This window comes from Sphingopyxis sp. NJF-3, assembly GCF_053514865.1.
In genome coordinates this window covers 1,421,438-1,446,302 of record NZ_CM130726.1, presented here as the reverse complement: position 1 = coordinate 1,446,302, position 24,865 = coordinate 1,421,438, and the positions used below count along the sequence as shown (strand labels likewise).

26 protein-coding genes are annotated in these 24,865 nt (G+C 67.8%); 23 read left to right on the top strand and 3 right to left on the bottom strand.

The annotated features are described in order from the left end of the window. Positions 1-8 precede the first annotated feature (8 nt). The 6 genes from ACOTSS_RS06830 (at position 9) to ACOTSS_RS06805 (ending at position 4,969) form a co-directional block, all read left to right on the top strand. Positions 9-437 carry a 23S rRNA (pseudouridine(1915)-N(3))-methyltransferase RlmH gene (locus tag ACOTSS_RS06830; protein ID WP_448690751.1) on the top strand — a complete coding sequence of 143 codons (429 nt, stop codon included), beginning with the start codon at positions 9-11 and terminating at the stop codon, positions 435-437. Further along, the gene (locus ACOTSS_RS06825; RefSeq protein ID WP_448690750.1) at positions 434-1,648 is read left to right on the top strand and encodes a murein hydrolase activator EnvC family protein; all 1,215 of its coding nucleotides are present in this window, start codon (positions 434-436) and stop codon (positions 1,646-1,648) included. Before ACOTSS_RS06830 ends, ACOTSS_RS06825 begins: the two co-directional genes overlap by 4 nt. Positions 1,649-1,748: 100 nt before the next feature. Further along, complete coding sequence (locus tag ACOTSS_RS06820; protein ID WP_448690749.1) at positions 1,749-3,137, top strand: S41 family peptidase; 1,389 nt, start codon at positions 1,749-1,751, stop codon at positions 3,135-3,137. A gap of 122 nt (positions 3,138-3,259) precedes the next feature. Then, the gene (locus ACOTSS_RS06815; RefSeq protein WP_448690748.1) at positions 3,260-3,742 is read left to right on the top strand and encodes a disulfide bond formation protein B; all 483 of its coding nucleotides are present in this window, start codon (positions 3,260-3,262) and stop codon (positions 3,740-3,742) included. Beyond that, complete coding sequence (locus ACOTSS_RS06810) at positions 3,739-4,272, top strand: demethoxyubiquinone hydroxylase family protein (RefSeq protein ID WP_448690747.1); 534 nt, start codon at positions 3,739-3,741, stop codon at positions 4,270-4,272. The genes ACOTSS_RS06815 and ACOTSS_RS06810 overlap by 4 nt, the downstream gene beginning before the upstream one ends. An 82-nt stretch (positions 4,273-4,354) precedes the next feature. Continuing rightward, a complete protein-coding gene (locus tag ACOTSS_RS06805; protein WP_448690746.1) occupies positions 4,355-4,969 on the top strand; it encodes a hypothetical protein in 615 nt (204 codons plus the stop codon). A gap of 117 nt (positions 4,970-5,086) precedes the next feature. Here the strand turns inward: ACOTSS_RS06805 and ACOTSS_RS06800 are convergent, their stop codons facing one another. Then, the gene (locus ACOTSS_RS06800) at positions 5,087-6,349 is read right to left on the bottom strand and encodes a SulP family inorganic anion transporter (RefSeq protein ID WP_448690745.1); all 1,263 of its coding nucleotides are present in this window, start codon (positions 6,347-6,349) and stop codon (positions 5,087-5,089) included. Between the two features lie 70 nt (positions 6,350-6,419). Continuing rightward, positions 6,420-8,360, bottom strand: coding sequence for a S9 family peptidase (locus ACOTSS_RS06795; RefSeq protein ID WP_448690744.1), 1,941 nt, complete (start codon positions 8,358-8,360; stop codon positions 6,420-6,422). A 415-nt stretch (positions 8,361-8,775) separates the two neighbouring features. On the opposite strand from ACOTSS_RS06795, the gene ACOTSS_RS06790 reads away from it, so the two are divergent. From ACOTSS_RS06790 to ACOTSS_RS06720, 15 genes are all read left to right on the top strand, one after another. Further along, positions 8,776-9,096, top strand: a complete 321-nt coding sequence (locus ACOTSS_RS06790) for a hypothetical protein (RefSeq protein WP_448690743.1) — start codon at positions 8,776-8,778, stop codon at positions 9,094-9,096. 49 nt (positions 9,097-9,145) lie between these two features. After that, positions 9,146-10,489 carry a TldD/PmbA family protein gene (locus tag ACOTSS_RS06785; RefSeq protein WP_448690742.1) on the top strand — a complete coding sequence of 448 codons (1,344 nt, stop codon included), beginning with the start codon at positions 9,146-9,148 and terminating at the stop codon, positions 10,487-10,489. Positions 10,490-10,501: 12 nt separating this feature from the next. Beyond that, positions 10,502-11,293 (top strand): inositol monophosphatase family protein, encoded by a 792-nt coding sequence (locus ACOTSS_RS06780; RefSeq protein WP_448690741.1) that lies wholly within the window; start codon positions 10,502-10,504, stop codon positions 11,291-11,293. Between the two features lie 201 nt (positions 11,294-11,494). Then, positions 11,495-11,863 (top strand): 30S ribosomal protein S13, encoded by a 369-nt coding sequence (gene rpsM, locus ACOTSS_RS06775; protein ID WP_053554920.1) that lies wholly within the window; start codon positions 11,495-11,497, stop codon positions 11,861-11,863. Positions 11,864-11,965: 102 nt separating this feature from the next. After that, positions 11,966-12,355: a 30S ribosomal protein S11 gene (gene rpsK / locus ACOTSS_RS06770; RefSeq protein ID WP_003040416.1), complete on the top strand. Its 390-nt coding sequence runs from the start codon at positions 11,966-11,968 to the stop codon at positions 12,353-12,355. A 103-nt stretch (positions 12,356-12,458) separates the two neighbouring features. Next, entirely contained in the window at positions 12,459-13,517 is a 1,059-nt protein-coding gene (locus ACOTSS_RS06765) for a DNA-directed RNA polymerase subunit alpha (protein ID WP_448690740.1), read from the top strand. Between the two features lie 107 nt (positions 13,518-13,624). Then, complete coding sequence (gene rplQ, locus ACOTSS_RS06760; protein WP_095387549.1) at positions 13,625-14,044, top strand: 50S ribosomal protein L17; 420 nt, start codon at positions 13,625-13,627, stop codon at positions 14,042-14,044. 157 nt (positions 14,045-14,201) lie between these two features. Then, positions 14,202-14,777, top strand: a complete 576-nt coding sequence (locus tag ACOTSS_RS06755) for a GbsR/MarR family transcriptional regulator (RefSeq protein ID WP_448690739.1) — start codon at positions 14,202-14,204, stop codon at positions 14,775-14,777. Between the two features lie 10 nt (positions 14,778-14,787). Beyond that, positions 14,788-15,462 (top strand): DUF4166 domain-containing protein, encoded by a 675-nt coding sequence (locus ACOTSS_RS06750; protein ID WP_448690738.1) that lies wholly within the window; start codon positions 14,788-14,790, stop codon positions 15,460-15,462. Continuing rightward, complete coding sequence (locus ACOTSS_RS06745) at positions 15,455-16,546, top strand: saccharopine dehydrogenase NADP-binding domain-containing protein (protein WP_448690737.1); 1,092 nt, start codon at positions 15,455-15,457, stop codon at positions 16,544-16,546. Before ACOTSS_RS06750 ends, ACOTSS_RS06745 begins: the two co-directional genes overlap by 8 nt. A gap of 81 nt (positions 16,547-16,627) precedes the next feature. Next, positions 16,628-18,799, top strand: a complete 2,172-nt coding sequence (locus tag ACOTSS_RS06740) for a prolyl oligopeptidase family serine peptidase (protein ID WP_448690736.1) — start codon at positions 16,628-16,630, stop codon at positions 18,797-18,799. Then, positions 18,775-19,908, top strand: a complete 1,134-nt coding sequence (locus ACOTSS_RS06735; RefSeq protein WP_448690735.1) for a hypothetical protein — start codon at positions 18,775-18,777, stop codon at positions 19,906-19,908. The genes ACOTSS_RS06740 and ACOTSS_RS06735 overlap by 25 nt, the downstream gene beginning before the upstream one ends. Positions 19,909-19,963: 55 nt before the next feature. Further along, positions 19,964-20,458: a GAF domain-containing protein gene (locus ACOTSS_RS06730; RefSeq protein ID WP_448690734.1), complete on the top strand. Its 495-nt coding sequence runs from the start codon at positions 19,964-19,966 to the stop codon at positions 20,456-20,458. A gap of 122 nt (positions 20,459-20,580) precedes the next feature. Continuing rightward, entirely contained in the window at positions 20,581-21,522 is a 942-nt protein-coding gene (locus ACOTSS_RS06725) for a glycine zipper 2TM domain-containing protein (protein ID WP_448690733.1), read from the top strand. 540 nt (positions 21,523-22,062) lie between these two features. Beyond that, complete coding sequence (locus tag ACOTSS_RS06720) at positions 22,063-22,584, top strand: hypothetical protein (protein WP_448690732.1); 522 nt, start codon at positions 22,063-22,065, stop codon at positions 22,582-22,584. 80 nt (positions 22,585-22,664) lie between these two features. Here ACOTSS_RS06720 and ACOTSS_RS06715 read toward each other — a convergent pair whose 3' ends face one another. Further along, a complete protein-coding gene (locus ACOTSS_RS06715) occupies positions 22,665-23,117 on the bottom strand; it encodes an Lrp/AsnC family transcriptional regulator (RefSeq protein ID WP_448690731.1) in 453 nt (150 codons plus the stop codon). Positions 23,118-23,190: 73 nt separating this feature from the next. Here ACOTSS_RS06715 and ACOTSS_RS06710 point away from each other — a divergent pair, with 73 nt between their 5' ends. After that, a complete protein-coding gene (locus tag ACOTSS_RS06710; protein WP_448690730.1) occupies positions 23,191-23,781 on the top strand; it encodes a LysE family translocator in 591 nt (196 codons plus the stop codon). 67 nt (positions 23,782-23,848) lie between these two features. After that, on the top strand, positions 23,849-24,865 hold the full coding sequence (locus ACOTSS_RS06705; protein WP_448690729.1) for an aldo/keto reductase: 1,017 nt from the start codon (positions 23,849-23,851) through the stop codon (positions 24,863-24,865).

Below are 24,865 nucleotides of genomic sequence, written 5' to 3'. Positions count from 1 at the left end.
GGGAAACCATGTTGCTGCACATCATCGCGCGGGGGCGCATCGGGCGCGGGCCCGAAGCCGATCTGGTCGCGCGCTACATGAAGCGCGTGACCTGGGCGCAGAAGATGTCGGAGCTTCCCGATACGGGCGGGCGCGTTCCCGCGGCTCCCGACAACAGCCGTACCATATTGCTCGACGAGGGCGGCGATCAGATGTCGTCGCTCGAATTCGCCAAATTGCTCGAAAGCTGGCGCGACGGCGGGGTGCGCGAGGCGCGCTTCTGCCTCGGCGCGGCCGATGGCTTCACACCCGAGGAGCGCAAGGGCGCCGACAAAGTCATCGCTTTCGGGCGCGCGACCTGGCCGCATCTGATGGCGCGCGCGATGCTCGCCGAGCAATTGTGGCGCGCGACGAGCATCATCGCGGGGCATCCCTATCACCGCGAAGGGCGCCAGTGAGGCGCGCGCTCGCCACGCTGGCCGGCTTCGCCGCGATCGCGGGCGGCGCGCTTGCGATCGCGCAGAGCGACGTTTTCGACCCCGCGGCGATCGCCACGCGCGAACGCGCGCAGCTCCTGACCGCCAAGCAGCAATCGGCCGAGGCGATGGCGCGCAGCGGCGCGCTCGAAGCCCAGGCGCAGAAGGCGACCAACGCGGCCGACCGGCTAAAAAAGCGCAGCGCCGCGCTCGCCGCGCGCATTCAGGCGGCAGAGGCCGACATCGACGCCGGCGAGGCGCGCGTCGCGCTGGTGAACCGCCGCCTCGCCGTGCAACAGGCGCGGCTCGCCGAGCAGCAGCAGCCGCTGCTCGAACTCGCCGCCTCGCTCCAGCAGCTCTCGCGCCAGCCGCCGGTGAGCGTGCTCGCCCAGCCGGGATCGCTGCGCGAGATGGTGCACGCGCGCGCGGTGCTCGACGCGGTGATGCCGGTGATCCGCAACCGCACCGCAGGGGTGCGCCGCGAGCTCGCCGACCTCCGCACCGCGCAGCGGCAACAGGCGATCGCGCTGAAGGCGCTCGGCGCGAGCAAGGCCGAACTCGCCGCCCGGCGCGACGAGCTGACGCGGCTCGAAAACGAGGGGCGCCTCCACGCGCGCGACCTGATGAGCAGCGCCCGGTTAGAGGCCGACCGCGCGCTCGGACTCGGCGAGAAGGCGCGTGACATCGTCGAACTGATGGACACGCTCGAAGCCGACGGTGCGGTGCGCGCCGAACTGGCGCAACTCGCCGGGCCACTGCCGCGCCCGCGCGATCCGGCAAGGGCCGCGATCGCCGCCAACCCACCCGCAGCGCCGGCCGCCGCCATGACCCGCGGTGCCTATCGCCTGCCGGTCGTCGGCCGCATCGTCGCAGGGCTCGGCGAGGTGAACGACAGTGGGGTGCGATCGCGCGGCATCACCATCGCAGCGCGCCCCGGCGGCCAGGTCGTCGCCCCGGCGCCGGGGCGGGTCAGCTTCGCGGGCGATTATCGCGGCTATGGCAAGATCGTCATCATCGACCATGGCGGCGGCTGGACCTCGCTGCTGACCGGGATGATCGCGCTGTCGGTCGGCGTCGGCGACACGCTCGACGCCGGAACGCCCGTCGGGCGCGCAGGGTCGAACGACAGCCGGATCACCGTCGAACTGCGCCGCGCCGGCCGCCCGGTCGACGTCGCCGCGATGCTGGGGTGACGTCCGACGCGCCGCTTGACGCCGGTTCAAATGCGTTGGAGGATGGCGCGCCGGGGTTTATAAGGGCGGGAGAGTTCCCGCGAGGACACGAAAGACGCCAATGACCGAATCGACCAAGACCGCCGCGTCGCCCCGGCGCCGCTTCGCCCTGTGGCAGGGCGCCGCCGCGCTGAGCACGCTCGCGCTGGTGCCGCTCGCGACCGGCGCGATGGCGACCGTCGACGCCTCGACCACCGACGAGATTTCGCGCTTCATGGACGTGTTCCTGGAGGTGAAGGCCAATTATGTCGAACCGGTCAGCGACGACAAGCTGATCGAGGGCGCGATCAACGGCATGCTTGCCAGCCTCGACCCGCATTCGGGCTATCTCGACGCGCGCGACTATTCGAACCTTCGGACCCAGACCGACGGCGAATATGGCGGGCTCGGTCTGTCGGTTACGATGGAGGATGGAGTGGTCAAGGTGATCGCGCCGACCGCCGACACCCCCGCCGACCGCGCCGGGATCAAGGCGGGCGACTATATCACCCATATCGACAAGCAGCTGATCTTCGGCATGACGCTCGACGAGGCAGTCGAACAGATGCGCGGACGTCCGGGCACCAAGATCGAGATCACCGTCGTCCGCGAAGGCCAGGACAAGCCGATGGAGCTCACGCTGACGCGCGAGATCATCGATCTGAAACCCGTCAAATGGGAGGTGAAGGACGGCGTCGGCGTGCTGACGATCAGCAGCTTTTCGGCCGACGCCAGCACCGACCTCAAGGCGGCGATGGTCGCGGTGACCAAATCGCTCGGCCGCACCCCGCGCGGCTGGGTGCTCGACCTGCGGTCGAACCCCGGCGGGCTGCTCGACGAAGCGGTCGGGGTCAGCGACCTGTTCCTCGACCGTGGCGAGATCGTCTCGCAGCGCGGCCGCAAGAAGGGCGATATCGAACGCTATTTCGCCGAGCCCGGCGATCAGACGGGCGGCGCGCCGGTCATCGTGCTCATCGACGCGGGATCGGCCTCGGCGTCCGAAATCGTCGCGGGAGCACTGCAGGACCAGCACCGCGCCGTGGTGATGGGCGAGCGCAGCTTCGGCAAGGGATCGGTGCAGACGGTGCTGCCGCTGACCGACACGACAGCGCTCCGCCTGACGACCGCGCGCTACTACACGCCCTCGGGCCGCAGCGTGCAGGAAGGCGGGATCGAGCCCGACATTCGCGTGCCGCAGCTTTCGGATCCCGATTACAAGGATCGCCCCTCTTTTCGTGAGAGCGACCTGCGCCGGCACCTGATCAACGAGAAGAAGGTCGACAACGGCCTGCTCGAAGCCGACGAAAAGCCCGATCCGCGCTTCACCGCGACCGCCGAAGAACTGAAGGCGAAGGGAATCGAGGATTTCCAGCTCTACTATGCGCTGGAAACGATCGGGAGGATCGGCCCTGCCCCCTCGCGCATGGCGCAGGGCGCGAAGCCCCCCGCCAAGCCGGCGCGCCGCAACTGATGTGAACCCACGCGACCTTCCGTCATCCCGGCGAAGGCCGGGATCTCAACGTAAAATCCCATGACGCACCGGCGAGATCCCGGCCTTCGCCGGGATGACGATCAATACCAAGGTTTTTTCCGATGCTGAACTCGCGCCTGTCCGCACCGATCATCGCGCTGCTGGCCCCGCTGCTGCTTTATGGCGGGGCGCTGGTGTCGCAATATGGCTTCGGCCTCCATCCGTGCGAGATGTGCTATTGGCAGCGCTGGCCCCACCAGGCGGCGATGGTGCTTGCGGCACTCGCGCTGCTGCTGCGCAGCAACGACGCGGCGATGCGGACACTGACCTTGCTCGCCGCCGTCGCCATAGCCATCAGCGGCGCGATCGGCATCTTCCACGCCGGGGTCGAATATGGCTTCTGGGAAGGGCTGACGACGTGCAGCACCGGCCAGAGCGGCCCGATCACCCTCGACAGCATCATGGCCGCGCCGGTGATCCGCTGCGACGTGCCGCAATGGACGCTGTTCGGCGTCTCGCTCGCGGGATTCAACGCGATCTTCTCGCTCGCGGCGGCGGCGCTCGTCTTGACCTTACTGCGCCGCCGGCCCACATCGGCGGCATGACGAGCGCTCCCGAAACGACCGATCGCCGCACCGCGTCGATGATCCGCGTCGACCAGGCGGGCGAATATGGCGCGACGCGCATCTACGCCGGGCAACTCGCGGTGATGGGCGACCGCCACCCGATGGCGCGCGAGATCGCTCATATGGCCGAGCAGGAAGAGCGGCACCGCCAATTCTTCGACGCGATGGTCGCGCGCCGCGGCGTGCGCCCGACCGCCTTGCAGCCGGTCTGGGACGTCGCGGGCTTCGCACTCGGCGCGGTGACCGCTGCGATGGGGCCGCGCGCCGCGATGGCCTGCACCGCCGCGGTCGAGACCGAGATCGACCGCCATTATCGCGAACAGCTCGCCGAACTCGGCGACAGCGACCCCGAGCTCTCGGACGCCGTTGCCGAATTCCGCGCCGAAGAGCTCGAGCACAAGGAAGCGGCGATCGCCGCGGGCGCGGAAAGCGCCCCCGCCTATCCGCTGCTCAGCCTCGCCATTCGGGCGGGCTGCCGTGCAGCCATCGCGCTGTCGAAACGTATCTGATAGACTAGCCGAAACCCCGTCCGTTCAGCACGGATGCAGGGTCGCGGTGCCAGGCCGCCGTGAAACGATGAAGGAAAAGATGATGACCCGCCTCCCCCTGTTCGCGCTGATCCTCGCCGGCAGCGCCGCCGCCCTCCCCGCCCAGGCGCAGGAAGCCGCGGGCGCGCCGAACGAAAAGGTCAACCAGGTCATCGTCTATGGCGACGACAAGTGCGAGCCGAGCAGCCCCGACGAGATCGTCGTCTGCAACCGGATGCCCGAGGAAGATCGCTATCGCGTCCCGCAGATCTTCCGTGGAGGCGATCCGCTCGACCCGCGCAACCAGGCGTGGCTGAACCGCGTCGTCGCGATGGAGCGCGTCGGCCGTTTCGGCACCGACAGCTGCTCGCCGGTCGGTCTCGGCGGCTTTACCGGCTGCACCCAGCAGCTCGTCTCGGGCGCGAAGGCCGAGGCGCAGGCGGCCGACAAGACCGACTGGCAGACGATGATCGCTGACGAGCGCGCCAAGCGCATCGCGGGGATCGACGCGGCGGCCGAGGAGGTCGAAGCCGCCGTCGTCGCCGAGGAGAAGGCGCTCGCCGAACGCCAGAAAGCGGCGGAAGAGCTTGAGCGCCAGGCCAATGGCGAAGCGCCCGCCCCGGCAACCGGCGAGGCCGAGCCCGACGCGCAGCCGCTGCCGACGCCGCCGCAGCACTGATTCTCTAGAGTGCGTTAGAGTGCGTTCGGTTTTGATGGAATCAAAACCGGCACTCTAGATTCTTGCTTTACCGTGTTTTCCGAGTCGTCAGGTGATTCCACCTGACTTGAAAACACTCTATCGCTCGCGCGGCGTCCAGGGGCCGGCGCGCTTGCCCTTCCACCAGCGCAGCAGCAGTCCGAGCGCGACCCCCGTGCCGATCGCGATCGTCAGGTCGGCGAAGACGGTGAGCAGGAGCGTCAGCAGCAGCAACAGCCGCTCGTCCCACGGCAGCGACCAATGTTCGCGCCATTTTTCGGGCTCCGCCATATTGGCGGCGGTGACGAGCAGCACCGCCGCCAGCGCGGGCAACGCCAGCGCGCCGGCCAGGCCGCCGGCGACGAGCAGCACGAACAGTATCACCAGCGCATGGACCATCCCCGCCACCGGCGTCCGCCCGCCGGCGCGGACGTTGGTCGCGGTGCGCGCAATCGCGCCGGTGACGGGCAGGCCGCCGAACAGCGGCGTCAGCACATTGGCGTAACCCTGTGCAAGCAACTCGGCGCTCGGCCGATGCTGGCCGCCGAACATGCGGTCGGCGACGATCGCCGAGAGCAAAGATTCGACCCCAGCCAGAAAGGCGATGGTGAGCGCCGAGGGCAGCAGCTCGACCAGCCGCGCCGCGGTCACCTGCGGCCAGTGCGGTGCGGGAAGCCCGCTCGGCAAGGCGCCGAACCGCGAGCCCACCGTGTCGACCGGGAGGTGCAGCCACAACACCGCGAGCGATGCCGCGCCCACCGCGATCACCAGCACCGGCCAGCGCGGGCGCCAGCGGCGGAGCAGCAGGATAGCGGCGATCGTCACCGCGGTGACGGCGAGCGCCGCGAGGCTGAGCGAACCGCGCGCCGCCCACAGCGCCTCGATCTTCGGGATCATGTCCGCCGGAACGTTGCCGGCCGAGAGCCCCAGCGCATCGGCGAACTGGCTCGCTGCGATGATCGCGGCGATGCCGATGGTGAAGCCGTTGATCACTGCCTCGGGGATCAGCGCGATCAGGCGCCCGGCGCGGAAGAAGCCGGCGACGATCAGGATCAGCCCCGCCATGATGGTCGCAACGATCAGCCCGTCCATCCCGTGATCCTGGATCACGCCATAGACGACGACGATGAAGGCGCCGGTCGGCCCGCCGATCTGCACCCGGCTGCCGCTCGTCAGCGAGATGACGAAGCCGCCGGTGATCGCGGTGACGAGCCCGACGAAGGGCGTGCTTCCCGAAGCGATGGCGATGGCGATGCACAGCGGCAGCGCGACGAGCGCGACGCTGATCCCGGCCAATGCGTCGGCGCGAAACAGCGGCCAGCTGTAATCGCGCATCGTGTCGAGCAATTTGGGCCGGCGCATCGCGTCTCCATCCGATGAAAGGGTGGAGAATCGCTACGCCTCGGCCGGTGTCGCGGTCAAGGCCGCCGGTTCAGTTCAGCAGATATTGCTGCCAGAAGAGCAGCGAGGTCCAGAATTGATAATCGGCATTTTCCTTCTTGGCGAAGCCGTGCCCCTCGTTGGTGCCGACGAGATGCCAGGCGGTGCCGCCGTTCTTGCGCACCGCGGCGACGATCTGCTCGGCCTCCGATGCCGGCACGCGCGGATCATTGGCACCCGTCACCACATAGAGCGGCTTCCGGATGTCGCCGACGCGGGTGAGCGGCGAGATTTCCAGCAGCTTCGCGCGCTGCTCGGGCACGCGCTCGTCGCCATATTCGACGCGGCGCAAATCGCGGCGGTAATCCTGCGTATTCTCGAGGAAGGTCACGAAATTGGAGATGGCGACGACGCACAGATTGGCGCGCAGCTTGTCGGCATAATGGGTCGCGGCGGCATAGCACATATAGCCGCCGTAGCTGCCGCCGGTCAGCCCGAAGCGCGCCGCGTCGAGCGCGGGATCCTTCGCCAGCACGTCGAGGAAGGCGCCCATGTCCTTGACGCTGTCCTCGCGCTTGAACGGCCCGTTGTCGAGGCTGACGAACGTCTTGCCATAGCCCGTCGAGCCCCGGACGTTGGGATAGAAGATGGCGATGCCGAGCTCGTTGAGCAGATAGTTGTTGCGGCCGAGGAAGCCGGGCCGCGACTGGCCTTCGGGGCCGCCGTGGACGTTCATGATCAGCGGCCGCTTGCCGGGGAATTTCGCCGGATCGGGGCGATAGAGAAAGCCCGACACCGCGAGCCCGTCGAAGCTCTTCACGCTCACCAGCTCGGGCTCGACATTCTTCGTCACGTCGAGGCCGCCGGTCTCGCTCTGGGTCCAGCGCGTCACCGCGAGCGTTTCCGGATTGACGCTATAGGCGTCCGCCGCGCTCCGCGCCGAGGTGAAGCTGAGCCCGATCTCGCCCCAGGGCGCGATGTCGATGCCGCCGATGATCCCCGCGGGCAGTGCCTCGACCGTGCGCGCCTTGCCGCTCTTGACGTCGAGGATGCGAAGCTTGCTCATCCCCGCTTCGTTGACGACATAGGCGATGAAGCGGCCGTCGTCGGAGATATCGAACGTATCGACGTCCCATTTTTCGGCGGGTCCGCGCGGGGTGAAGGCGCCGTTTTTCGGGTCGATCGTCCCCAGCCGCTGGAAATCCGATCCCTCGTCGCTGGTGACCCAGATGGTGCCGTCGGGCGCGAAGTCCGCGCCGCCGATCGCGATCGCCTTCGCATGATCGCCGATCGGCGTCAGCGCCCCGCTCGCCAGGTCGAGCCGATAGAGGTCGGTCTTTTGCACCGAGACATATTTGGCGACCAGCGCCCAGCTCTTGTCGGGCGCGAAGTCGGTCAGATACCAGCCGCCGCCCTCGACTTCGGCAACCATGCGCCCCGAGGCGGGATCGCGCGGGTTCATAACATAAAGGTCGCTGTCGCGGCCGTTGCGCCGCGTCGACGTATAGCCGACGAGTGTCCCGTCGTCGCTCCACGCGTTGAAGCTGTTGCGGCTCTTGCCGTCGGTCAGCAGCACCAGTCGCCCGTTCTTCATCGCGTAGATCTGATAGAACTCGTTGCCGCCGATATCCTTCTGCACCAGCATGATATCGGCGCTCTTCGGCGACCAGGCGCCCGCGCTGACCGGCTCTTCCTCGAAGGTCAGCTGCTGCCGCGCGCCCATCGGCCTCGCGACGCGGTGGATCTGGCTGGTGTTGCCGAAACGGGTCGCGATCAGCATCGATTGGTCGCCGTCGTTCCACCCGACGAAGCCCGCGCCGCGGCTTTCCATATAGGGACGCGATGCGGCGGCGAGGTCGGACGGCACGGCGGGCACGCCGTCGGCGACGAGCGCGGCGGGCCGCGCCTCGACGGCAGCGGGCACCGCATCCTCGGCGGCGAGCGCAGGCGCCAGCGGCAGCGCGAGAGCGGCGAGAAGAGCGAGATGGCGCATAGGATTTCCCCTGGCTTCGAACGGACGAACAGCGGCTGGACGGTGCGAGGCTGCCATCCGGATGCACAGGCCCCCCCGAGGTCGGCCCCGCTCGCCGCGATGAGGTGAGCGTATTAGCAGAACAAGACGGAGGCAAGACCCGCCCCGAAACCGCACCCCAAAGCTCAAAATGACTCGCCTTTTCGCTACTGGAAGGCGGTTCGACGCATTTTTGTTCGGAATCTTCGATGAATTGACGCGGAAAATTAACGAATCGGCGCCATCGTGGCTTGACTCGGGGATAAACGGCTGAAAACTTGGTTCCTTCTGGGAATCGTCAGCCGGGGAGGCTGAAAAAATGGCATCGACGTTCGGACCGCGCCTGCTGGGGCGCTCGATTCCCAGCGTGCCTCCGGCGCGAAGCCTGGGGCGCCGAATGACCGTCCACGTCGCCGCAGCGCTGCTCGCCTTTGCCGCACTGCAGATCTGGCTGGTGTCGAGCGCGATCGCCGCCGGCGCGCCCTCGGCCTTCACCATTGTCGCGCTGGTCATGCTGCTTGCGCTCGCGGTGCCCGCCGCACGGATCACCGAACGGCGCTGGTATCACCTCAGCCGCCAGGCGCTCGCGAGCTGGGGCCTGCACGCGCGGTTCCGCCGCGACGTCCGCCGCCTGTGGGTCGCCGCGCTCGCCCTGCCCTTCCTCTGGGTCAGCGGCGCGCTTGCCGCGACGCAAGCGATCGCGGCCGTCGCAGGCTGATCCCGACTTAAATTTTGACGACCCGCTGCGCGCGGTCTAGGGCGCGGCCATGCTGACCGTTGCCGAAGCCCTCGACCGTGCGCAACTGCTGTGCGACGCCGCGACCCGCGCGGGCGCCGACGCCGCCGACGCGCTCTATTACTGCAATGCCGCCACGTCGGTGTCGATGCGCCTCGGCGCGCTCGAAGATGTCGAGCGCTCCGAAGGCCAGGACATCAGCTTGCGCGTCTTCGTCGGCCAGCGCAGCGCGAGCGTGTCGACGGCCGACATGGACCCGGGCGAGCTCGCCAAGCTGGTCGAGCGCTGTGTCGCCATGGCGCGCGAAGCGCCCGAGGACCCCTATGCCGGGCTCGCGCCCGAAGCGCTGCTGTTCAGCGGTCCGATCCCCGATTTCGACCTCGACGACGGCAGCGAAGCCGACCCCCGGGCGCTGCGCGAGGCCGCGCTCGCGGTGGAAGAAGCCGCCCGCGCCGTTTCGGGCGTCACCAACAGCGAGGGCGGCAGCGCGAGCCACAGCCGCACGCGGTTCGCGCTCGTCACCAGCCACGGCTTCGCGGGCGGCTATGGCGCGAGTGGGCACAGCCTGTCGGCGAGCGTCATCGCCGGCGAGGGCGCGGCGATGCAGCGCGACTATGGCTGGCACAGCGCGCATCACCTCTCCGATCTCGAAGACGCCGAGGATATCGGCGCACGCGCGGGCGCGCGCGCCGTCGCGCGGCTGAATCCCGGCAAGGCGCCGGTCGGCAAGGTTCCCGTCATCATCGATCCGCGCGTCGGCGGCAGCATCGTCGGCCATCTGCTCGGTGCCATCGCCGGCCCCGCCGTGGCACGCGGGACGAGTTTCCTGCTCGGCAAGGAAGATCGCCAGCTGTTCGACAGCGGCATCGTCATTCGCGACGATCCGCACCGGCCGCGCGGACTGCGCAGCCGCGCCTTCGACGGCGAAGGCTTGCCCACCGCGGCGCGCGACGTCGTCGCAAACGGCAGAATAACCGGCTGGCTGCTCGACACCGCCTCTGCGAAGCAGCTCGGCCTGACACCCACCGGCCACGCCAGCCGCGGCGGCGGCGCGTCGGGGGTGAGCGCGAGCAACCTCCACCTCGCCGCCGGGACGGTCACGCCCGAAGCGCTGATGGCCGACGTCGTGGAGGGCGTCTACATCACCGAGTTGATCGGCCAGGGCGTCAATCCGGTGACCGGCGATTACAGCCGCGGCGCGTCGGGCTTCGTCATCCGCGATGGAGCGATCGCCGGCCCAATCGCGGAGTTCACCGTCGCGGGCAATCTGATCGACATGTTCGCGGCGCTCATTCCCGCCGACGATCTGGAATTTCGTCACGCCACCAACGTCCCGACCCTGCGCATCGACGGCATGACCGTCGCCAGCAGCTAGGCGGGGACGCGGATGCCGGGCCGCAATCTCGAAGCGGTGATCGCCGCGACGCGCGAGGTCGGCGATATGGCAATGGCGCGCTGGCGCGGCGAGGGCCAGGCGATCGACGTCTGGCACAAGTCGCACGACAATCCGGTCAGCGACGTCGACCTCGCGGTCGACGCGCGCCTGAAGGCGGTGCTCGGCGCGATGGTGCCCGAAGCCGGATGGCTGTCGGAGGAGACCGCCGACAATGACGCGCGGCTGTCGCGGCGCGCGATGTGGTGCGTCGACCCGATCGACGGCACGCGCGACTTTATCCGCGGCCGCCCCGGCTGGGCGGTGTCGGTCGCGCTCGTCGTCGACGGCGCGCCCGAGCTCGGCGTGCTCTATGCACCCGCGCTCGACGAGCTGTGGGTCGCGCAGCGCGGCCGGGGCGCGCAGCTCAACGGCGAGACCCTGCGCGCGAGCCGGCGCACCAGCTTCGACGGCGCGCGCGTGCCCGCCGACAGCCTGCCGAAAATCGACCGCGACCTCGTCATGGTGACCAAACCGAACAGCATCGCGTTGCGCATGGCGCTCGTCGCCGACGACCGTGCCGACCTCGTTGCGACGCTTCGCTGGGGTTTCGAATGGGACGTCGCCGCCGCGGCACTGATCGCGACCGAGGCGGGCGCGACCGTCACCGATGCCTTCGGCGCCCCGCTCGTCTTCAATACCCCGCGCGCGCAGGCCTTCGGCGTCATCGCCTGCGCCCCGGGCATTCACCGCGCCGTCGTCGACCGCCTGCACGAGCGCGCGGTCGCATTGACGTCGGCCGGCTGAACCCGCTCGGCTCGCCGCGATTTCGGGGCGGCTCGCTTGACTTTCGGCGCGACTCACCCTAGTTGCCCATCCATTCCAACAGCCTGACCGGACGGCGAAGCGCAGCCGCGCATTCGTGGTCCGCTTTTTGTGTTGGAAATCAGACGCTTTGAGATAGGGCCGTTTGCCAGCGCGCCCTGTGGAGCAGGAGAAAGAATCACCATGGCACGTATCGCGGGCGTCAACCTGCCCACCAACAAGCGCGTGATCATCGCGCTCACCTACATCCACGGCATCGGTCGCAAGACCGCCGTCGACATCGCCGACAAGCTGGGCATCGACCACAGCCGCCGCATCCAGGACCTGTCGGACGCCGAAGTCCTCCAGATCCGCGAAGCGATCGACGCCGACCACACGGTCGAGGGTGACCTTCGCCGCAACACGGCGATGAACATCAAGCGCCTGATGGACCTCGCCTGCTATCGCGGCCTGCGTCATCGCAAGGGCCTTCCCGTCCGCGGCCAGCGCACGCACACCAACGCGCGCACCCGCAAGGGCAAGGCGAAGCCGATCGCCGGCAAGAAGAAGTAAGGTCGAGCGCGTCCATCGGGCGCGCTTCCTTGTTTCTTTCCCTGCCGGAGAGCGGCGATCCGTCCGCCACCGGCCATTCAGGATACAGGTTAGGATTTCATCATGGCTCGTGAACCGCAGCGCCTTCGTCGGCGCGAACGCAAGAACATCTCGTCGGGCGTCGCCCACGTCAACGCGACCTTCAACAACACGATGATCACCATCACCGACGCGCAGGGCAACGCCATCGCTTGGTCGAGCGCCGGCATGATGGGCTTCAAGGGAAGCCGCAAGTCGACCCCCTATGCGGCGCAGGTCTGCGCCGAAGACGCGGGCAAGAAGGCCGCCGAACACGGCGTCCGCACGCTCGAGGTCGAGGTCAAGGGCCCCGGTGCCGGCCGCGAATCGGCGCTGCGCGCCCTGCAGGCGGTCGGTTTCCACATCACGTCGATCCGCGACGTGACGCCGATCCCGCACAATGGCGTCCGCCCGGCCAAGCGCCGCCGCGTCTGACGTCTTTTCGGGCGCGCCCCACCGCCGGGGCGCCGCCCGCACCAAATCCTCGCTGGACAGGCAGGCGCCCCCTGCCCGTCCCGCCCAAAGCAAAGGGAAGTCCATGACTGTCAATATCCGGAACTGGCAGGAATTGAAGAAGCCCAGCAACCTGGAAATCAAGGCCGGCGGCGACGGCAAGCGCAAGGCGACCTTCGTCGCCGAGCCGCTTGAGCGCGGTTTCGGCCTGACGCTCGGCAACGCGCTGCGCCGCGTGCTGCTCTCGTCGCTCCAGGGCGCTGCGATCACGTCGATCAAGATCGAGAATGTGCTGCACGAATTCAGCAGCCTCGCCGGCGTGCGCGAGGACGTCACCGACATCGTCCTCAACGTGAAGCAGATCGCGCTGAAGATGGAAGGCGAAGGCCCGAAGCGGCTCCAGCTTTCGGCGACCGGTCCCGCGACCGTCAAGGCGGGCGACATCATGGTGTCGGGCGACATCAAGGTGATGAACCCGAACCATGTCATCTGCCACCTCGACGACGGCGCGACGCTGAACATGGAACTCGTCGCCGACACCGGCAAGGGCTATGTCCCCGCGACCGCCAACCGTCCGGCCGATGCGCCGATCGGCCTGATCCCCGTCGACTCGCTCTATTCGCCGGTGCGCCAGGTCGCCTACAAGGTCGACAACGCCCGCATCGGCCAGGAGCTGGACTATGACAAGCTGAACCTGACCGTCGAGACCGACGGCACGGTCACGCCTGAGGACGCCGTCGCCTATGCCGCGCGCATCCTCCAGGATCAGCTCCAGGTCTTCGTCCACTTCGAAGAGGCGATGAACGACAGCGGCCTGATCGGCATGGCGGCCCCCTCGACAGCCAGCGACGAATCGGACGTCAACCAGCTCAACCGCTTCCTCCTCAAGAAGGTCGACGAACTCGAGCTGTCGGTCCGCAGCGCCAACTGCCTGAAGAACGACAACATCATCTATATCGGCGACCTGGTCCAGAAGACCGAGGCCGAAATGCTGCGCACCCCGAACTTCGGTCGCAAATCCTTGAACGAAATTAAGGAAGTGCTGTCGTCGATGGGTTTGCGCCTCGGCATGGACATCCCCGGCTGGCCGCCCGAGAACATCGAGGAAATGGCCAAGAAGCTCGAACAGGAACTTCTCGGCTGACTTTGCGCCCCGGCTTCGGCCGGGGCCACAACGGGAATGGGTCGGCCCGCAAATCGACCTGGTCTGGGCTACCTCGCACGGGCCCTTAACGAACGAAGGAATGGATTATGCGTCATAAATCGGGTGGCCGGAAGCTGCAGCGCACGAGCGCGCATCGCACGGCCCTGTTCCGCAACATGTCGGCCTCGCTCATCAAGCATGAGCAGATCACGACGACCGTCGCCAAGGCGAAGGAACTGCGTCCCTATATCGAAAAGCTGGTCACGCTCGCCAAGCGCGGCGGCCTCGCCAACCGCCGCCTCGCCAAGAGCCGGCTGATGGACGACACCCAGCTGGTCAAGCTGTTCGACGTGCTCGCCGAACGCTACAAGGACCGCAACGGCGGCTATACCCGCATCATCAAGGCCGGCATCCGCGCCTCGGACGCAGCGCCGATCGCGATCATCGAGTTCGTCGACCGCGACGTCGACGCCAAGGGCCAGGATTCGGGCCCGGTGAATGCCGAGGACGAATTCGAAGACGCGTAAGTCGCAGTTTTCAGCAAGACAAGATCAAGGGCGGCGTCCGAAAGGACGGCCGCCCTTTTTCATGGCCACGGCCAGCGCGGCTTGGGGCCCGCCTTCGGGTCGCCGCCGCGGCCTCATTACGCTTGACTTCACACCTCTTCTATCAGATATTTCTGTTATGACAGAAATTATTGAACATGAGTCGAAACTGTCGCCGGCCGCGACCGAGTTCATCCTTCACTGGGGCAATCTTGGCGGCCAGTGGGGAGTCAATCGGTCGGTCGCGCAGATTCATGCCCTGCTGTTCGTCAGCGACCGGCCGCTGCACGCCGAGGAAATTGCGGATGCGCTCGGTCTCGCGCGCTCGAACGTGTCCAATTCGATCAAGGAACTGCTCGGCTGGCGGCTGATCGAGCGGGTGCCGATGCTCGGCGACCGGCGCGACCATTTCGCGGCCGAGACCGACATATGGGAAATGGTCACGCGCATCGCCGTGGGGCGCAAGGCGCGCGAGATCGACCCCGCCGAAGCCGCGCTCAAGGCCTGCGTCGCGCGCGCCGCCGACGATCCCGGGCTGAGCGCGGGCGCGAAGGGGCGACTGTCCGAGATGCTCGATTTCGTGACGGTGATGAGCCGCTGGCACGACGAGATGCTCGCCGTCCCCAAACCCGCGCTGATGCGGCTGATCAAGCTGGGTGCCGGGGTGACGAAGCTGATCAACTGGCGTCCGGGCAAAGGCAAGGACGCGCAGTAGGAGACGGGTCATGGGCGAACTGGTCACCGAAAGAGCCTTGGCGCCGGACGCCACCTCTGTTCCCAGGCCCGACGACGACATCCTCTACGACTATCGCTTTCGCCGCCTGGTCCCGCACGCCGCGTGGGACGCGCTTCCCGACGACGTGCGCCGCCGCTTCTCCAAGCGCCTCTCCGATCAACGCGTCGCGACCTATAGCGGCCAGATCGTCTGGACGCGGCTCTCCCGCGCCGGTTGGCTGCTCGCGCAGCTTTGCCGCCTGATCGGCGCACCGCTGCCGACGAACGCCAGCGGCCCGGCCCCCGCCGCGGTCGCGGTCAGCGAGGACCGGGCGAGCGGCGGCCAGTGCTGGACGCGCCTCTATGGCCGGCGGCGCGGCTATCCGCAGGTGATCCATAGCGCCAAGCGCTTCGCGGGAACGACGGGGCTCGAGGAGCATATCGGCGGCGGCTTCGGCATGGCGCTGATGGTGCGCGCCGAGGCCGATGCGCTGATCTTCGCCTCCGACCATTATTTCTGGCAGGCGGGGCGCATCCGCCTGCGCCTGCCGCGCTGGCTCGCGCCTGGCGCAACCCTGGTCACGCACCAGCATCTGGGCAGCGGACGCTTCGCCTTCGACCTCAAGGTCACGCATCCGCTGCTAGGCGAGCTCGTGAACCAGCATGCGCTGTTCCGCGATGGCTGAGACGCGCGTCCTGCTGATCGGCGCGACCGGAGTCTTCGGCAGCCGGCTTGCCGAAAGGGCGGCGCGTGAGCCCGGATTATTGCTGACTCTCGCCGCGCGCGACCGGACGCGGCTCGACGCGCTCGCGGCGCGGCTCGACGGATTGCCGGTGCGGATTCTCGACCGCGAGCGGATCGGCGCCGCCGACTTTGCGGGATTCGACGTCGTGGTCGACGCCGCGGGTCCCTTCCAGGCGTCCGCGCCGACCGTGATCGAGGCCGCGATCGCCGCGGGAGTGCATTATATCGACCTCGCCGACGGGCGGGATTTCGTCGCGGGCATCGGCGCGCACGACGCCGCTGCGAAAGCGGCCGGGATCAGCGTCATCGCCGGCGCCAGTTCGATCCCCGCGCTGTCGCACGCCGTGCTCGACACGCTCGTCGCGGACTGGCGGCGGGTGGAGACGATCCGCATCGGCATCTTTCCGGGAAATCGCGCACCCCGCGGGCTCGCGGTGGTGCAGGCGATCCTCTCCTATGCCGGCCGGCCGGTGCGCGTTTGGCGCGGCGGCTGCTGGGACGAGGTGCCCGGCTGGGGCATGACGCATCGCTGGCCGGTGCCGGGCGTCGGTCGCCGCTGGGCGAGCGTCTGCGACACGCCCGAACAGGATCTGCTCGTCGAGCGCTATCGTCCGCGCGACAGCGCCGAGTTCTTCGCGGGACTCGAACTCGGCCTGCTCCATCTCGGGCTCGCGCTGCTCGCGCTGCCCGTTCGCCGGGGCTGGCTTCGCAGCCTTCGCCCCGCGGCGCGGCCGCTCCGGGCGATGGCGACGCTGCTGCTGCCGTTCGGCGGCGATATCGGGGCGATGGACGTGATCGTCGAGGGGGACGATGCCGCGGGCGACCCGCGCCGCGCGCGCTGGACGCTGATCGCCGAGGGCAACCGCGGCCCTTATGTGCCGACGCTCGCCGCGCTCGCGATGCTGCGGCGCTTTCGCGATGGCCGCCCACCGGCGCCCGGCGCGTGCGCATGCAGCGGTATCCTTGGCCTCGCCGATTTCGCCGCCGACTTCGCGGCGCTCGAAATCGACACGCGCTCGGAATGACTGCAAATCTCCTTGCCCAGCCCTTGCCGATGCGTACAGTGCCGCGCACGATTATTACCCGACGACGAGGATCGCCTTGCCATGTCCCGACCTTCCTTTCGCGCCCCGCTGGCGCTGGCGCTGCTGATGACGGCCCCTGCGACGGCGAACGCCGCGGAAACCGCGACGGCGGCGGCCCCCGCGCCCGCGCTGGCCTATCCCGACACGGTGCGCGGCGATACGGTCGACTCGCAGTTCGGGGTCGACGTCGCCGATCCCTATCGCTGGCTCGAGGACGATGTTCGCGTCAATCCGAAGGTCGCGGCATGGGTCGCGGCCGAGAATGAAGTCACCGACGCCTATCTGGACACGCTGCCCGGCCGCGACGTCTTCGCCAAGCGGATGACCGAGCTCTATAATTACGAGCGTTTCAGCCTGCCCGAGAAAGCGGGCAGCCGCTATTTCTACACGCGCAACGACGGGCTGCAGCCGCAGTCGGTGCTCTATGTCCGCGATGGGCTGACGGGCGAAGGCCGGGTGCTGATCGACCCCAACGCCTGGGCCAAGGACGGCGCGACCGCGCTCGCCGAATGGACGCCGTCGAAGGATGGCACGCATCTTCTCTATTCGGTGCAGGACGGCGGCACCGACTGGCGCATCGTCCGCGTGATGGACGTCGCGAGCGGCAAGGACCTGCCCGACGAAGTGCGCTGGGTGAAATTTTCGGCGCTCGACTGGGCGAAGGACGGCAGCGGCTTTTATTATTCGCGCTTTCCCGCGCCCGAGGCGGGCGAGGCCTTCCAGTCCTTGAACGAGAATCACGCGGTCTATTTCCACAGGCTCGGCACGCCGCAATCGGACGACGTGCTGATCCATGCCTCGCCCGACAAGCCCGCACTCAACCACAGCGCCGAGGTGACCGACGACGGGCAGTATCTGCTCGTGACCTCGTCCGAAGGGACCGACGAACGCTATGGGCTGACGCTCTACACGCTCGAAAAGGCGGGCGGCAAGAAAGGCGCGAAGCCGCGCGTGCTCGTGGGCGATTATGCGAACAACTGGGAATATGTCGGCAACGAAGGCCCCCTCTTCATCTTCCTGACCAACAAGGACGCGCCGCGCCAGCGGCTCGTCGCGATGGACATCAGAAAGCCCAAGGCGCTGACGCCGCTGGTCGCGGAGAATGAGGCGACGCTGGTCGGCGCGTCCCAGGTCGGCAATCGCATCATCCTCTCCTATCTCGGCGATGCGAAGTCGGAGGCGCGAATGGTGACGCTGGGCGGCCAGCCGGTCGCCGAGATCAACCTCGCCGACATCGGCTCGGCGTCGGGCTTTGGCGGCAAGCCGGGCGACCCCGAGACCTTCTACGCCTTTTCGAGCTATGCGCGGCCGACGACCATCTATCGGCTCGACACGGTGACCGGAGCGAGCAGCGTCTTCGCCGAGCCCAAGCTGACCTTCGACCCCAAGCAATTCTCGGTCGAGCAGCGCTTCTATAAATCGAAGGACGGCACCGAAGTGCCGATGTTCCTGGTGATGAAGAAGGGGATCGACCGCAGCAAGGGTTCGCCGACATTGCTCTATGGTTATGGCGGTTTCAACGTCTCGATGACCCCCGCCTTCTCGCCGACCAAGCTCGCGTGGGTCGACAAGGGCGGCGTGCTCGCGATCGCGAACCTGCGCGGCGGCGGCGAATATGGCAAGGCGTGGCACGACGCCGGGCGACTCGACAAGAAGCAGAACGTCTTCGACGATTTCATCGCCGCGGGCGAATTTCTGATCGGCGAAGGCATCACCGGCAAGGGCCAGCTCGCGATCGAGGGCGGGTCGAACGGCGGCCTGCTTGTCGGCGCGGTGACCAACCAGCGCCCCGACCTGTTCGCCGCCGCGCTGCCCGCGGTCGGGGTGATGGACATGCTGCGCTTCGACCGTTTCACCGCCGGGCGCTATTGGGTCGACGATTATGGCTATCCGTCGAAGGAGGCGGATTTCCGGAACCTGCTGACCTATTCGCCCTATCACAATATCAAGGACGGGGTGGAGTATCCCGCGGTGCTGGTGACCACCGCCGACACCGACGACCGTGTGGTGCCGGGGCACAGCTTCAAATATACCGCCGCGCTCCAGCACGCCGATGCGGGCGACAAGCCGCACCTCATTCGCATCGAAACGCGCGCGGGCCACGGTTCCGGCAAGCCGACCGACAAGATCATCGCCGAAGCCGCCGACAAATATGCCTTCGCCGCGAAATGGACCGGGCTGAGCGTCGAATAGGGCGGGCGCTGGCGCGCGTCGCCGCGATCCTCGCGCTCGCGGCGTTCGTGCTGTGGGCGCTGCTTCCCGACGGCGAGGCGGCGCGGGTCGAGCGGCGCGCCGATTGCTACGACCCCGCGCGCCTGCCACCGATCACGCCACTCGCCGACGGACGGCGGGCGATGCGGCTCCGCATCCTCCTCTACAATGTCGAGGGCCTGCCCTTTCCGGCGCGGCTCGAGCGCAAATATGAGCTTGGGCGCATCGCGGACTGGCTGGAACGGCACCGCGCTTCGGGGCGGGCACCCGATATTCTCTTCCTGCACAAGGCCTTCACCCCCGCAGCGTCGGCGATCGCACGGGCGGGCGATTACGACTGGATCCTTCCCGGCCCGTCGCGCGACGTTCGGCGCAACCCCGCCGCGGCGGCGCCCCGCCCCACCGGTTACGACGCCGGCGCACGGTGGTTCAAGGGCGAGGCGATCGGCAAATGGCTCGACAGCGGGCTTTATATTGCGACCGACCTGCCGCTTTTCATCGACGAAGCCGCGCCGTTCAGCACCGCCGCCTGCGCGGGCTACGACTGCCTCGCCAACAAGGGCGGCGAGGTCGCGACGCTGATCATCCCCGGCGTCCCGGAGCCGCTCCGGCTGTTCAACACCCACCGCAATTCGCTGACGCCTTCGGGCGTCGCCGCCTCACGTGCCGAGGCCGCGCATCGGGCGCAGACGCATGAGAATGACGCCTTGCTCGCGCAAAGCATGGCGGGGCCGATGATCGCGGCGGGCGATTTCAACATGCGGCGCGCGGGCGACCGCACGGGCCGGTTCGCGAGCGATCCCCGGTTCGGGTTGATCGCCCCCCAGCCCGGCAACACGATGACCGCGCGATCCGCGGCGATGACCGACGACAGCGCATGGGCGGCGCTCCAGGACTTGATCGGCTTTTCGAGCGGCTCACGGGTCGAGGTGGTTCCGCTCGCGGTGACCAGCCTGTTCGACGGCGTCCATGGACCGCGCCTGTCCGATCATAATGCGACCTATGCGATCGTCGAGCTGCGCTGGCGCGGCGACGACCCCGCACTCGCGCGCTTTGCTCCGCCGCCGTGCACCGGAGCAAGCGCGATTTGACGTCGCCGCTTCCCGCTCCCATCTAAGCAGCGATTTGATCAGCCGAAAGCCAGCCATGTCCTATGCCCTCGCCTTCACCGCCACTGATCCCGCCGAACGCTGGGCCGAAGCCGCCGACGCCGCCGAGGCGCTGGTCGCAGGGGAGCCCGACGGAATCGCCAACATGGCCAATGTCGCGGCGCTGATCTGGCAGGCGATTCCCGACCTCAACTGGGCGGGTTTCTATCGCTTCGACGGGACCGAGCTCGTCCTCGGCCCCTTTCAGGGCAAGGCGGCGTGCATCCGCATCGCGCTCGACAAGGGGGTGTGCGGTGCCGCGGCGCGGCTGCGCGCGAGCCAGCGCGTCGACGACGTCCTCGCCTTTCCCGGCCACATCGCCTGCGATGCCGCGAGCCGCAGCGAACTCGTCGTGCCCATCGTCGCGGATGACCGCCTGATCGGGGTGCTCGACCTCGACAGCCCGCTGCCCTCGCGCTTCACCCCCGACGATCAGGCGGGCGCCGAGGCGCTGATCGCGCGCATCGCCGCGGCTCTCGCGGGCCGAACATGACCCAGAATGAGACGATTTGCAGGGTTAACGGATTCGCGGGGGTCCCGCCTTTTTGCTAAACAAACTGTTAACCAGCCGCTTGTCACTCACCGCGCGACGGCCGCTGAAACAGGGAGTTAGCCATGCGCACAGTCTTGCTCTTGGGAATTGCGGCGGGATCGCTGCTGCTGTCGGGCCATGCGTCGAGCGCCGAAGCGCCGATGCCGGCGCCGCGCGGCGCGGCGACGCTGGCGCAGGGCGCCGCCTTCGGCGACGATCCGCGCCCGTCGCTCGACTATGGCGCACCTGCTGCGTCCGACACCCGCGTCTACACCGGCTATCCCGACCGCGTCCCGAGCGAGGTCGAATATCGCCGCGGCACCACCTATCCCGCGCCGCCACCGCCCGACGCCGTCTACAGCGGCACCTATGACGCCGAGGGGCGCTGGACCGGCACCTGGGACGGCACCTACGAAGCGCCCGACGGCCGCCGCTACGACGGGCGCTACGAAGGCACGGTCGAGGGCCGCCCCGGCGTCGACTATCCCCCACCGCCGCCCTATGACGAAGCATATCGCAGCGATTACGACCCGCGCCATGATGCCGACATGGAGCGCCGCTGCGGCCACGGCAACGCCGTCGGTGGTGCGGTCGTCGGCGGGCTGATCGGCGGCGTCGCGGGCAACCGCATCGCCGGCCGCGGCGACCGCACCGCGGGCACGCTGATCGGCGGCGGCGTGGGCGCGATCGCCGGCGCCGCGATCGGCAGCGAAGCCGACCGCAAGCGGTGCGAAAGCTGGTGGGCGAGCCGCAGCCAGTATCGGGGCGGCCACTACCAAGGCGCCCCTTATCCCGGCGGCTATTATCCGGGCGGCACCAGCGTCTATCAGCATGGCTATGGGTACGGCTATGCCTGGTACACGCCGGGCGTGGTGGTGACGACGATCATCACCAACGGCGCGCCGGTGGTCACCGAAACGGTCGAGACCTCGACCCGGACCTATTACGAGACTGTGCCGGTGCGCAAACGTCACGTCGCCAGGAAAAAGTGGAAGCCGAAACCCAAGCCGCGCTGTGTCTGCTGACACGGCCGGATCGGCCGGAGAATATGGGCCCGCCATCCGATGGATGGCGGGTCTTTTTTTCCGGGATTGGTGGTGACTCGGTTTGAAGGCAAGCGTGCGTTTTTTTTCTTTCTTCGTCACCTCGGACTTGATCCGGGGTCCCGCTAAACGACGGGGAAAGCGGGACCCCGGATCAAGTCCGGGGTGACGATTAAAATAACGTCGCCTTCCGGTCGTTTCCCGACATTCGCTCCAGATCGACGGCGAATGACGGAAATGGGATGGGGAGCGGACGTTGACACTCCTCCCTGTCGCGTAGCGATGGGGAGGTGGCAGCGCGAAGCGCTGACGGAGGGGCACTGGCGCAACCGTCGCGGCCCCTCCACCACCTTCGGTGGTCCCCCACCCCGTGCCGGGGAGGATCGACAACTTTCGGCCGTTTTCCGTCTTTCACGACTCGCCGCACGTCGGCCACGGTTCAGCGGCGCGAAAGCATGAGGCGGTTATGCCCGCCACATTGCGGGCCGGATCGTTCCTCGTCCGCCATGGAGTCATCGAGCGATGCGGAAATTCACCGGCCTGACGACCGCCGCGGCGGTCCTGTTCACCACTATCGGGCTCAGCGCCACCCCCGCCGAGGCGCGCGGCCATCACGGCGGCTGGGGCTATCGCCATCACGACCGGATCGATGCCGGCGACGTGATCGGCGGCCTGTTCGTCATCGGCGCGATCGCGGCTATCGCCAGCGCCGTGAGCAAGGACGGGCGCGACCGCGACGACCGGTACGAGCCGCCCTATCGCGACGAACCGCGCGACGAGCCTTATTACCAGCCGCGAGACATGCGCCCCTATGAGGACGGCGCCTATGGCTCCGGCGAGGCCGAAGCGCGCGCCAGCGATGCGTGCAGCTGGGCGGCCGAAGGCGAACTCGGCGACGGCGCGCGCGTCGACAGCATTACCGAGGCGCGCCCGAACGATGGCGGCTGGTATGTCACCGGCACGGTGTCGGCGCCCGATGGTCCGGCGCGCAGCTTCGGCTGCAGCTATCGGGGCGGCCGGGTGGTCGACGTCAGCTTCGGCTGAACCCAGCCCTTAAAATCGAGCCCCCTCTTCCATCTCCTCCTTCGTGCCATTGCCTCTTTGCGCGGGATTGACGAGCTTTATTAAGCCCGCTCGTCTTTCGGCGAATCCATCAGCACATAAGTGGTGATCGCATTCACCTGCGGCAGCACGCCCAGAACCTCGGTGTGAAAATGCTTGTAGGCGGCGAGGTCGGCGGCCTCGACGCGCAGCAGATATTCGATCGAGCCGGTAACATTGTGGCACTCGCGCACTTCGGGCGCTTCCGCGATCGCGGCTTCGAAACCCGCCTGCGCATCCTTGGTGTGGCGCGACAGGCCGACCGCGACATAGGCGATGAAGCCCGTCCCCGTTCGCGCCGGATCGATGCGCGCGCGATAACCCTTGATTACTCCGCTGCGTTCGAGCTCCTGCACACGGCGCAGGCAGGCCGAGGGCGACAGCCCGACGCGCTCGGCAAGGTCGAGGTTGGAGATTCGCCCCTCGCGGGACAGTTCACGCAATATCTTGCGGCCCATAGCGTCGATCTCATTCATAGATTGCATATAATACCCGAATGACGGCCAACTTTGCAATCACTTGCCGTTGATGACGAATTATATTGCGCGCATGGAACAGACCACCCTCGCCGCGCTTTCCGCCTTCGCGCTCGTCACCTCGATCACGCCGGGGCCGAACAATATGATGCTGATGGCGTCGGGCGCCAATTTCGGCCTGCGCCGCACCGTGCCGCACGCGCTCGGCGTCGGCATCGGCTTCACGCTGATGATCGTCCTCGTCGGGGTCGGGCTGATGGAGCTGTTCGACCTTTTCCCCGTCCTGAACCTGATCCTGAAGGTGGTGAGCGTCGTCTATCTCCTGTGGCTGGCGTGGAAGATCGCCAACGCCGCGGCGCCCGACACTGAAGGCGGCGCGCGGGGCAAGCCGATGAGCTTCGTCCAAGCGATGCTGTTCCAGTGGGTGAATCCCAAGGCCTGGTCGATGGCGCTGACCGCGATCGCCCTCTACGCCCCCGACCGCAATCTCGCCGCAATCGTCTTCGTCGCCGCCGTGTTCGGCGTCATCAACCTGCCCTCGACCAGCTTGTGGGCGGTGATGGGGCAGGCGCTGCGCGGCTGGCTGTCGAGCCCGGCGCGGCTGCGTGCGTTCAACTGGGCGATGGCGGCGCTGCTCGTCGGATCGCTCGCGCTGCTCATCTGATTGCAAGGCCGCGGCGCGCCACCTATGCACGGCGCTCCCCTCCCCATCGATCCGGAGATCAGAGCCCATGAAGAGCCGCCGCCTTGGCCGAAGCGCCATCCATGTGTCCGACATCTGCATGGGAACGATGACCTTCGGCAGCCAGGCCGACGAAGCGACCGCGTTCCGCGTCCTCGACCGCTGCTTCGAGGCCGGAATCAATTTCTACGACACCGCCGAGGGCTATCCGGTGCCGCCCGATATCAAATGGGTCGGGCGTACCGAGGAGATCGTCGGCCGCTGGCTGAAGACCAAGAACCGCGACGCGATCATCCTCGCGACCAAGGTGTCGGGACCGAGCCATGTCTGGTTCAAGTCGCCGTGCCGCGGCGGCACGACCGCGCTCGACCGCCACCATATCCGCACCGCGGTCGAGGCGAGCCTGACGCGCCTCCAGACCGACTATATCGACCTTTATCAGACCCATTGGCCCGACCATGACGCGCCCTATGACGCGATGATGGAGGCGCTCGACGACCTCGTCCGCGAGGGCAAGGTCCGCATTCTCGGCTGCTCGAACGAGACGAGCTGGGGGCTGATGAAGGCGCTCGGCGCTTCGGAACGGCTCGGCCTGGCGCGCTACGAGACGATCCAGAATAATTTCAGCCTCAACAACCGCCGCTTCGAGGACGAACTGGCGCAGGTCAGCCGGCAGGAGGGCGTCAGCCTGATCCCCTATTCGCCGCTCGCCGGCGGGGTTCTGTCGGGCAAATATCAGGACGGCGCGATGCCCGAGGGCGCGCGCTTCTCGCGTTACCTTAAGATGGAGGGGCGGCAGGCCGCGATGGGACGCCGCTTCGTCAACGACAAGTCGCTCGCCGCGACGGCGCGCTATCTGGCGATCGCCGCCGAGGCGGGGCTGCACCCGGTGACGATGGCGACCGCCTGGTCGAAACAGCACGACTTCGTCGCCTCGACGATCGTCGGGGTCAGCGCCGACGACCAGCTCGACCCGATCCTCGATGCGATCGACCTGGTGCTCGGCAAGGATGTGATGAAGGCGCTGAACCAGGTCGGCAAGGATATCCTCTACCCGATGGGGTAA